The organism is Methylobacterium sp., assembly GCF_019750675.1.
In the GTDB taxonomy this organism is placed as follows: domain Bacteria; phylum Pseudomonadota; class Alphaproteobacteria; order Rhizobiales; family Beijerinckiaceae; genus Methylobacterium.
The window spans coordinates 1-9,023 of the sequence record NZ_JAIEOF010000038.1 but is presented as its reverse complement, the minus strand read 5'-3'; the positions used below and the strand labels follow the sequence as shown (position 1 = coordinate 9,023).

The following is a 9,023-nucleotide window of genomic DNA, read 5'->3' as shown; positions in this document are numbered from 1 at the left end:
AAGGGCGGCTCGGCGTGGTGGGCTGAGCGTCGGGGGCGGCGCGCGCCGGCCCCCGCATGCCGACCGGTGATCTCAAACATCGGGCCAAGCGCTGGAACGAGCGCGTGAAGCTTGTCGCGACCCCGTTCACCTCCGTGGCCATCGTCACGCTTGCGGCGGCGCTGATCAATCCCATCGCGGGCAAGCACGACGATGTCCTGGCCGATGGCGGATGGATTTTGCTTTTCGGAGCGGCGTCCTCACGTATTGTCGGACAGATCGTGCTGACGTTCTTTCGAGCCGAGGAGTGCGCGCCATGACGTACGGGTACGCGCTTCAGGCGGCGGGAATCATCGCCGGGATGTCCGTGGCCTGCCTGACCGCCCTGACGATCGCCTCGACGATCTTCGACCGCCATACGCGTGCCGATACCGCGCGCGACGGTGGAGGCCGGCAAGGTGCAGGATCGCCATCGGGCCGTTTAGCGGACCCGCCGCGCTGGCTGGAGCCAACGCCTCCGCCTTCGGCGCTTAGATCCAGGATGGTGTTCTCTCAATTCTCCCCGCGCGGGGTCGCGTTCATCTCGGCCCAGTCGAATTCCTCCTCCAGCACGTAGTAGGCGTCGTCGCCGATGTCGCCGGAGCGGCGCAGGGCCAGCACCCGGTCGCGGGCGGCCTCGATGGCCCGCCGCCGTGCGGCGTCGGCGGGCAGCGTCTCTGAGGCGAAGCCCGTGTCGCGGGCCTCGGCCTGCTCCAGGGCGACGCGGAACTCCTCGCGCAGGGCCTCGGAGGGAGCGTCCTCGGCATCCTTCAGGGTCTCGAGGGCGGCGCGGTAGGCCTCGGTCCGGCCGTGCCCGATCTCGCGACCGACGGGGTCGTTGTCCTCCAGGCCGAGGCGGCCGAGGAGGAGGCGCAGGCTCAGCCCCTGGATCGTCAGCGTGCCGATGATCACGCAGAAGGCGGTGAGCACGATGAGGTCGCGGTAGGGGAAGCCCGGATCGCCGTCGGGCAGGGCCAGCGCCGTCGCGATGGTGACGATCCCGCGCATGCCCGCCCAGGACACCGCGATGCCGGCCGAGAGGCCGCGGTCGCGCGTCTCGGTGCCGTCGGCGCCGAGGCGGGCGAGGTGCGCCGTCGGCAGGACCCAGAGGAAGCGCACCACCACCACGGTGAGGAACACCGCGGCGCCGACCAGTGCGTAGGAGACCTGCTGCGCGTGGGTCAGGCGCTCGAGGATCGGACCGATCTGCAGGCCGATCAGCACGAAGGCGAGCACGTTGAGCACGAACACCGCCGTGTCCCAGACCGCGTAGGACACGATGCGGGTGCGCGGCGGCGTATGTCCGGGGGCGATGCGCGCCACCGTGATGGCGAAGGTGACCACGGTGAGCACACCCGACAGGTGGACGTGCTCGGCGCCGATCCAGATCCCGAAGGCGGCCACGAACTGCAGCACGATGACGCTCGGCGCATCGGCCACCGGGCGTGTGGCGGCGCTGTAGAGGAGGGCGAGGACCGGCCCGGCGATGAGGCTGCCGAGGATGCCGACGACGAAGGTCGGCCCGATCTCGGCGACCGAGAACGTGCCGGAGACCGCCGCGGTGACGCCGAGGCGGTAGATCAGCAGCGAGCCCGCATCGTTGAGGAGGCTCTCGCCGCGCAGAATCGTGGTGAGGCGATGGGGCAGGGAGACGTGGCGCAGCACCGAGAGGGCAGCCACCGCGTCGGGGGGCGCCACCACCGCGCCGAGCACGATGCAGGCGGCCCAGGGCATGTCGGGCACGAGCCACTTCACCATCAGGGCCACGGCCGCCGTGGTCGCCACCACGGCGCCGAAGGCGAGCCCGGCGATCGGCCGCCAATGGGTGCGCAGGTCCCGCACCGAGGTGTCGTAGCCCGCATCCAGCAGGACCGGCGCCAGGAACAGGGCCAGGGCCAGGTCCGGATCGAGGACGAGGTTGGGCACCGCCGGAACGAAGGCGAGGCCGATCCCGCCCAGCGCCAGGAACGCCGGATAGGGGGCGCCCAACCGCCGGGCGAGGCCCGCCAGGAGTACGGCGCCGAACAGAACGCCGACGATCCACTCGAAAATCATCATGTCGTCGAAAGCACACCATCGCGGCGCCCGGGCGAGGCGCCGGGCGGAGCACCGGGATCACGGACCCCGATGGAGAAAACCGGCGGCGCGGATCAGTCCTGCGCGGACGTGGCGTCCCGCGCGGCGGAAGGTCGGACGAGCGCGACGGCCAGCTCCGGCTTGTGGTTCAGGGTCTGGAACACGACGCAGTAGCGCTCGGTCAGCTTCAGGAGCTGGTCGAGCTGTTCCTGGGGGGCGTCGGTGTCGAGGGCGAAGGCGAGTCGGATCGCCCGGAAGCCCACGGGCGCCTGCCGGTCGACCCCGAGGGTGCCGCGGAAATCGAGGTCGCCCTCCGCGCTCACCGTGCCGGCGCGCAGGTCGACGCCGATCGCGGTCGCGACCGCCTTCAGGGTCACGCCCGCGCAGGCCACCAGCGCCTCGAGCAGCATGTCGCCCGAGCAGAGTTCGGCGCCGGAGCCGCCGGTGGCCGGGTGCAGGCCCGCCACCGCGAGGGCGCGGCCGGTCTCGACCTTGCAGGCGATGGCGGTGTCGTCGAGGCTTCCCCGGGCCCGCAGGGTCACCACCGCCGAGTCCGGGGCGGTGCGGTAGCGGTCCTTGATCGGGGCCTGGAGCGAGCGCAGGGTATCGGCATCCATCGGCATATCCTTCCCGTCGATTGGTCTTGCCGTCGATTGTTCTTGGTTCCGGCACGGGGAAATCTAGGGCGCGTCCCGCGGCCGGCGAACCTCGCTTGACCCGGCCCCATGCCCTATCTGAAGGGACGCCGGCGGATGTCCGCACCCGTCGGGCCCGTTCTGTCAGGAGAGTCCATGCATCGTTCAAGCGTGCTTGCCCGTGCGGCGAAGGCATCGATCGCGTTCCGGAGCGCCGTGTGTCCGGGCGTCGCCGGTATCCTGCTCTGCGCGAACGCGGCGGGCGCCGCCGCCCCGATCTCGCTGGCCAACCACCGGGCGGTGTACGATCTCTCCCTGGCCGAGAGCAGCGGCACGCGGGCCGTGGAGAGTGCGCGCGGGCGCATCGTCATCGATTTTACGGGGGATGCCTGCAAGGGCTACACGATGCAGACCCGGCAGGTGACGGTGCTGGAGAGCGGAGAGACGGGGAGCCGGACTTCCGACCTGCGCAACACCACCTTCGAGAGCGGCGACGGACGCAGCTACCGCTTCAAGACCAGCACGGTCCTCAACGGCACGCCGGGCCAGTCCGTGGACGGCACGGCCGAGGCGGCGCCCGACCTCCTGAAGGTCAAGCTGAAGGAGCCCAAGCGCGACCAGTTCCAGGACACGGGCGAAATCCTGTTCCCCACCGTCCACATGCGGCGGCTGATCCAGGCGGCGCGCGATGGCCTGAGCACGGTCTCCGTCAAGGTCTTCGACGGCTCGGACGACGGGCGCAAGGTCTACGACACCCTGGCGGTCATCGGGCGCCAAGCTCCGGTTCCCGGAAGCAGCCCGGCCCCGGGAAGCAGCCCGGCGTCCGGAGACAAGGGGGGCGATCGGGACAAGCCGCTCCGGGACGGCGCGATGGCTGCCCTGCCGCGCTGGCCCGTGACCCTGAGCTACTACATCCCGGGCCAGGGCGAGCGCACACCGATCTACGTGCTGAGCTTCGATCTCTACGAGAACGGTGTCAGCGGTGCGCTGCGGCTCAATTACGGCGAGTTCGCCGTGGTCGGTGATCTGACCCGGCTCGAGACGATGCCGACGGCGAGCGATTGCCAGCCCTGAGGCTCGGCCCGGAGCCTCGTCCGCGTGGCCGGTCCGAGGAGTCGGCGCCGATCGGGCGACAGACGGGTTTCCGCGCCATGCGCGATGCGCATCGCCGCCTTCCGGCGTGACGCGGGATCGTCACGGCGCTTGCCTGCGGGACACCCGCTCGCGGCAGCGCGATCTGTGCGTTCGATGCATGGGATGCCGGCGATCACTCAAATTCTCCGCACTTCCCTAAAGAAATCTCCGAGGAAAAGGATCTTAGGTCTGCCTGCAACTCCAGGCGGCACATGGACGATCCCCTCAACGGACATCACACGCGGCTGATCCTGCCGGCACTCTGCTGGAGCCGGTACAGGCCGGACTTCTACGCGGTGACGACGGACCTGTCCGTCGCGGGGCTGCGTTTCCGCGCCGCCTCGATCCCCGGCCTCGGAGAGACGCTGACCTGCAGCCTTCGCCATGCGGGCACGCTGGAAGTCCTCGTCGTCCACCGCAACACGACGGCGTTCGTCGCCCGTGTCAGGCGCGCCGACGTCGCGATCCCCGTGATGGTTCGGCGCCTGCTGGACCTCGCCGAGGACCAGGACCGTGATCTGGCGCCGCGCCGCGTTCATCCGCGCTTCGTGCCGGACCGCCCCGACATCCTCGTGACGACGGCCTCGGGTGTTCAGGTCCCGGGCCGGCTCATCAACGTCTCCGCCTCGGGCGCTGCCCTGCAAGTGGATATCCGCCTCGAACCCGGCATGCAGATCACCCTTGGCCGCACCCCTGCCACGGTCGCGCGCCGCTTCGAGGACGGCATCGGCGCCGCCTTCCTCGAGCCCCTGGCGCGCGAGAATATCGGCCCGCATGTCAGCCTGTAGGGGGCCGGGAACCCAGGCTGAATGGGCGTGTGCCCGCTCGGGCCGGTCTGCGTCCTCAGCCCTTTGAGGACCTAACTTTCAAGGGCGGGGCTTTCGAGAATCCAACTTCTAGGCTGGCGGACGGGCGTGCGATTAAGACTCTTTCAAAAGGCAGTCTCTAGCCTGCCGGCCGGACCCTTAGCCGGTGACCTTTACGATGCGGCGCTCGGACGACACGACCACGACGATTGCGGCGCACCGATCCGCGCCCTCGGAACGCCCCGGGAGCGGTCCGACACGCCGTGCCGCTTGAGGCGGTGGCGTCGATGTCGTCCCTTCCCACTTCGCCCGTGGCGGCGGTCCCTGCGGGGCTGAGGCCCGCGCTGCTGCGCATGCCCGAGCCGGCCTGGGGCCGCCGGGCCGACGATCCGGTGCGCGAGCCGGCTGCCGCGCCACTTTCGAACGCAGATCCGGATCCGGCCGGAGATCCGATCTCCGACCGCTACGAGCTGGAAGTTCGAGCCGCACATCTCGACGACGCGCTGGACCTCGCGCCCTCCATCGCCCTGCTCCACACGATGATGGCCGCGACGGTGTTCTTCCTGTTCACGGATCAGGCGAGCCCGCTCTACCTGGCGGCCCTGTTCCTCGGGGTCGCCCTGCCGTCCGCGATCGCCACCTTCGGGGCACGGAGCTATCGCCGTCGGCGTCCGGGAAAGGCGGAGATCGCCACCGGCCGGCGGCTGGCCGCCCTGATCGCCCTGAGCCTGAGCGTGGCCTGGAGCACCATGCCGCCGGTGCTCTTCGGTTCCTCCGACACCACGCACAAGATGTACGTGGTGGGACTTTGCACCAGTCTCCTGGCCACGACCTATACGTTCGGGGCCTTTCGCGGCCTCGGCCTGCTGTTCTCCGTGCCGATCGCCCTGGCGAGCTTCGGGGCCCTGTTCAGTGCGGGTGGTCTGGCGGCCCGGACGGTGGCTGTCCTGCTGCTGATCTACGCGCTGTTCGTCATCGTCACCGCCGGGCGCATGTCGCGCCTGTCGCGGGAGCGGATCCTCGATCGGGTCCGGGTGGGCGAGCAGAACGAGACCATCAGCCTGCTCCTGCATGATTTCGAAGAGAACACGAGCGACTGGCTCTGGGAGACCGACGCGAAGGGGCGCCTCCAGCACGTCTCCGAGCGAATCGCGCAGGTCGCCGGCGAGTCCGTGGCCGCGCTGCGAAACGCCCCCTTCGAGGCCCTGTTCGTCGGCACGCGCCGGCCTCGCCCGATGGGTGACGACATCGCGGAGATTCTTTCCCTCATGGCGGAGCGCAAGGCGTTCCGCGAGCGGGTGGTCGAAGTCACGATGCGCGGCACGACGCGGTGGTGGCGTCTCAGCGGCAAGCCGATCATCGACCGGGACGGGCACTTCCTCGGCTTTCGCGGCGTCGGCTCCGACATCAGCGAGACCCGCCAGTCGGAGGCGCGGATCGCCTACCTGGCGAGCTACGATTCCCTGACCGGGCTCGCCAACCGCGCTCGGTTCCACGACGCGGCGACCCAGGCCTGCGCCCCAGGCGCGCTGCAGGAGCGCCCCTCCGCCCTGCTCTACCTCGACCTCGACGGCTTCAAGTTCGTCAACGACACCTTCGGCCACGCCCTCGGCGACGTGCTGCTGACCCGCGTGGCGCAGCGGCTGACCGGGGCGGTGCCTCCGGACGCCCTGGTCTCGCGCCTGGGCGGCGACGAGTTCGCCATCCTGATCGCCTCCCGGAGCGAGCCCGAGGTGGTCGCCCTCGGCGAACGCCTGATCGAGATCCTGAGCGCGCCCTACACCCTCGGCGGGGTCCAGGTGGAGATCGGCGCCAGTGTCGGCGTCGCGCGGGCTCCGGAAGATGCCCAGAGCCCGGAGGCGCTTCTCGGCAAGGCCGATCTCGCGCTCTACCGGGCCAAGGCCAACGGCCGTGGCAAGGTCAGCCTGTTCGCGCCGGACCTCGAGATCTCGGTCCGCCTGCGGCGCGACCTGGAGGCCGACCTCAAGCGCGCCCTCGTGCAGGGCGAGTTCAGCCTGCACTACCAGCCCCTGGTCGGTCTCTCAGACGGCCGGATCCGCACCTTCGAGGCCCTGCTGCGCTGGACCCGCCAGTCCGGCGCAACCGTCTCGCCGGCCGATTTCGTGCCCGTGGCGGAAGCCTCGGGCCTGATCACCGAGATCGGCCGCTGGGTGCTGCTCCAGGCCTGCCGCGAGGCGGCGCGCTGGCCGGCGGACATCCGGCTCGCCGTGAACATCTCGCCGATCCAGTTCCGGAACACCGACCTCCTGGCCGACGTGACGGATGCCCTGCGCGCGAGTGGCCTGGCGCCGCACCGCCTGGAGATCGAGGTCACCGAATCCGTGTTCTTCGAGATGAACGCGACGACCATCGGCAACCTGAACGAATTGCGGGCCCTCGGCATCCGCGTGGCGCTCGACGATTTCGGCACCGGCTACTCGTCGCTGAGCTACCTGATCCGGTTCCCGGTGGACAAGATCAAGATCGACCGCTCCTTCATCAGGGAGATGGGCAGCCGGCCCGAGTGCCTGGCGATCATCGAGGCGATCCTGACCCTGGCGCACAAGCTGGCGATCACCGTCACCGCCGAGGGCGTCGAGACGGTGGAGCAGGCGCAGATGCTCAAGGCGAGCCGCTGCGACGACATCCAAGGCTTCCTGTTCAGTCCCGGACGGCCCGCCGACGCGATCCCTCACCTGATCGGGCATCTTCCGGTCCGGTTCGGAGAGATCTTCCCGATCCTGCCGGTCACTTTCCGGAAGGTGGTGGCCTGAGGGCCCGATGCCGGCGGGCGACCGTGTCCGCCCGGCGCCGTGGAAGTTCCGGGCGTCAGGCCGAGAGCCTGTCGGCCACGGCCTCGCCCGCCCGCAAACCCTCCTCGTAGGCGCCCCCCGCGGTGCCCCATTGCAGGCTCGACAGGGCCTCACCGGCGAACCAGACCCTGTCCGCCACGGGGGCCTGGAGCGCGGCGCGCGCACCCGCATGGCCCGGCGGCACCACCGCCCAGGACCCGCGCGCGAACGGGTCGTGGCGCCAATCGCTCACCGCCGGGATGCTCAGGTCGTGCAGGGCGCGGGCGCCGAAATGCGCGGCGAGCGTCGTCCGCACGAGGCGGCGGACCCCGTCCGGCCCGGCCCGGCGGGCGTCGAGGGCGGCGGCCATGGGCGCATCGAGTTCGAAGAAGTGGAACGGGGTGCCGTCGATCCGGGTCAGGAGGCCGGGGCTCGCGTCCCGCCCACCCACGAGGCTCGCGAGCCTGTCCGCCCCCCGGAACGGGCAGGAGGGCCAGTGCAGCACCGCGTGCTCGTAGATGCCGGTCGTGAATCCCCTGATCGCTCCCTCGACCTCCGGGGGAAGGGCGGGGGTGAAGAGGGGGGTGGCCCGCAGCACCATGGTGGGAACCGTGACGATCACGGCCCGGGCCGCGTAGCTGCGGGGCCCGGCGCTCACCCGCACGCCCGGGCCCCCCCAGTCGATGCCGGTGACCGGCGTCCCGAGGGCGACCGGCAGGCCCTGCGCGAGGCGTGCGAGGTAGCCGCCGTAGCCGCCGGCGATGAAACGGTTGTCGCCGTATTCCATGCTGGGGAAGTCCTGCAGGGAGACCCGGTCGAGTCCCTGCCCGGAGACGAGGCCGTGGACGCGCTCCACCCGGCGGCCCCAGGGGCCGAGCCCCGGCGGCAGGGCGGTGGCGGCCGCCCGGTCCGGCCCCGGCCAGGACGCCTGAGTGCTCATGGCCCGGTCGGCGACCGCGAAGGCGCGGCCGAGGGCCGCCGCCTCCGCCGGACGGCCGTGCCGGCGCCCGACCCAGAGGTGGCTGTCCTGCGCCGCCACCCGCAGGGGCTCGCCCCGCGCGGTGCCGAGCCGCACCAGCGGGTTGATCGGTCCCGCATGCAGCCAGTGCCCGCCGAGATCGACCGCGTGGCCCCGCAGGGACACGGTCACGAGGCGTCCGCCGACCCGGTCGCGCGCCTCCAGCACCGCCACCCGGATCCCGCGCGCCGTCAGCGCGCGCGCCGCCCCGATGCCGGCGGCGCCCGCCCCGACGACGACGACCTCGGGATCGTCGGGCAGGGGCGCCAGCCGCGGCGCGATGCTCGGACGAAAGCGTTCGTGCTCGGGGCGGGACGTCCTCATGGATGACGGTCTCGTTCCTGTCTGAAGGGTGGTGACGGGCCTAGCAGAGGGCGGTGGCCGGCGACACCACGCCGCCGGTCGCTCATCTCGTCACACGCCAGAAAACTCGGGTGTCCAGGATCGCCGCCGCGAATCGTCGTCCCGCGCCGGCGGAACGGCCGGGGAAGGGAGGGCCCGCACTTGCGCCCGCGCACGGGCATAGCCAGAACCTTTGGCCAGA

Annotated in this window: 7 protein-coding genes; 4 read left to right on the top strand and 3 right to left on the bottom strand. The window is 71.1% G+C overall.

What is annotated here, in order from left to right:
- Positions 1 to 56: 56 nt before the first annotated feature.
- Complete coding sequence (locus K2X24_RS02050) at positions 57 to 299, top strand: hypothetical protein (RefSeq protein ID WP_292494189.1); 243 nt, start codon at positions 57 to 59, stop codon at positions 297 to 299.
- Between the two features lie 232 nt (positions 300 to 531).
- Here K2X24_RS02050 and K2X24_RS02045 read toward each other — a convergent pair whose 3' ends face one another.
- Positions 532 to 2,076: a sodium:proton antiporter gene (locus tag K2X24_RS02045; RefSeq protein ID WP_292494188.1), complete on the bottom strand. Its 1,545-nt coding sequence runs from the start codon at positions 2,074 to 2,076 to the stop codon at positions 532 to 534.
- 92 nt (positions 2,077 to 2,168) lie between these two features.
- Positions 2,169 to 2,711, bottom strand: coding sequence for an OsmC family protein (locus K2X24_RS02040; RefSeq protein ID WP_292494187.1), 543 nt, complete (start codon positions 2,709 to 2,711; stop codon positions 2,169 to 2,171).
- A gap of 174 nt (positions 2,712 to 2,885) precedes the next feature.
- On the opposite strand from K2X24_RS02040, the gene K2X24_RS02035 reads away from it, so the two are divergent.
- From K2X24_RS02035 to K2X24_RS02025, 3 genes are all read left to right on the top strand, one after another.
- A complete protein-coding gene (locus K2X24_RS02035; RefSeq protein ID WP_292494186.1) occupies positions 2,886 to 3,803 on the top strand; it encodes a cell envelope integrity EipB family protein in 918 nt (305 codons plus the stop codon).
- A 272-nt stretch (positions 3,804 to 4,075) separates the two neighbouring features.
- A complete protein-coding gene (locus K2X24_RS02030; RefSeq protein ID WP_292494185.1) occupies positions 4,076 to 4,651 on the top strand; it encodes a PilZ domain-containing protein in 576 nt (191 codons plus the stop codon).
- A gap of 305 nt (positions 4,652 to 4,956) precedes the next feature.
- Positions 4,957 to 7,443 (top strand): bifunctional diguanylate cyclase/phosphodiesterase, encoded by a 2,487-nt coding sequence (locus K2X24_RS02025; RefSeq protein ID WP_292494184.1) that lies wholly within the window; start codon positions 4,957 to 4,959, stop codon positions 7,441 to 7,443.
- A 55-nt stretch (positions 7,444 to 7,498) separates the two neighbouring features.
- Here the strand turns inward: K2X24_RS02025 and K2X24_RS02020 are convergent, their stop codons facing one another.
- Entirely contained in the window at positions 7,499 to 8,803 is a 1,305-nt protein-coding gene (locus tag K2X24_RS02020; RefSeq protein ID WP_292494183.1) for an NAD(P)/FAD-dependent oxidoreductase, read from the bottom strand.
- Positions 8,804 to 9,023: the final 220 nt, after the last annotated feature.

Bases quoted from the DNA above. Each gene is read 5' to 3' on its own strand.
- K2X24_RS02050 (WP_292494189.1), top strand. From the start codon at position 57: ATGCCGACCGGTGATCTCAAACATCGGGCCAAGCGCTGGAACGAGCGC.
- K2X24_RS02045 (WP_292494188.1), bottom strand. From the start codon at position 2,076: ATGATGATTTTCGAGTGGATCGTCGGCGTTCTGTTCGGCGCCGTACTC.
- K2X24_RS02040 (WP_292494187.1), bottom strand. From the start codon at position 2,711: ATGGATGCCGATACCCTGCGCTCGCTCCAGGCCCCGATCAAGGACCGC.
- K2X24_RS02035 (WP_292494186.1), top strand. From the start codon at position 2,886: ATGCATCGTTCAAGCGTGCTTGCCCGTGCGGCGAAGGCATCGATCGCG.
- K2X24_RS02030 (WP_292494185.1), top strand. From the start codon at position 4,076: ATGGACGATCCCCTCAACGGACATCACACGCGGCTGATCCTGCCGGCA.
- K2X24_RS02025 (WP_292494184.1), top strand. From the start codon at position 4,957: ATGTCGTCCCTTCCCACTTCGCCCGTGGCGGCGGTCCCTGCGGGGCTG.
- K2X24_RS02020 (WP_292494183.1), bottom strand. From the start codon at position 8,803: ATGAGGACGTCCCGCCCCGAGCACGAACGCTTTCGTCCGAGCATCGCG.